Origin of the sequence: Rhodovulum tesquicola (assembly GCF_024128855.1) — a bacterium.
Classification (GTDB): Bacteria; Pseudomonadota; Alphaproteobacteria; order Rhodobacterales; family Rhodobacteraceae; genus Rhodovulum; species Rhodovulum tesquicola.
This window is the reverse complement of sequence record NZ_JAMYDV010000073.1, coordinates 1-277: the sequence shown is the minus strand read 5'-3', so window position 1 is coordinate 277 and position 277 is coordinate 1. Positions and strand designations below refer to the sequence as shown.

The window sequence follows — 277 nt, the reverse complement described above, 5'->3', positions numbered from 1 at the left end:
CTTGCCTTCGCCTCGGCCTTGCCCTCGCCTCGGCCTTGCCCGAGAAAATCGCGGCCATGCCCTCGAGCGCCTGACGCTTCCAGGAATGGATCACCGTCTGATGCACGCCGTGCTTCGCCACCAACTCGGCGATCGTCGCCTCGCCACGAATGGCTTCAAGCGCCACCTTCGCCTTGAAGTCCGCGCTGTAGTTCTTCCGTTTGCCAGCCACGCTGTTCGTCCTCGTCTTCCTCGGCGGCAAGCTTAGCAAACTGTCCAGTTTCTGGGGACCACCTCA

At 62.5% G+C, this 277-nt stretch carries 1 protein-coding gene; it reads right to left on the bottom strand.

The genetic code is table 11. The features are described 5' to 3' along the window. The coding region (locus NHN26_RS17425) for a transposase (RefSeq protein ID WP_253090554.1) at window positions 1-211 on the bottom strand (211 nt) is incomplete at its 3' end. Window positions 212-277 lie beyond the last annotated feature (66 nt).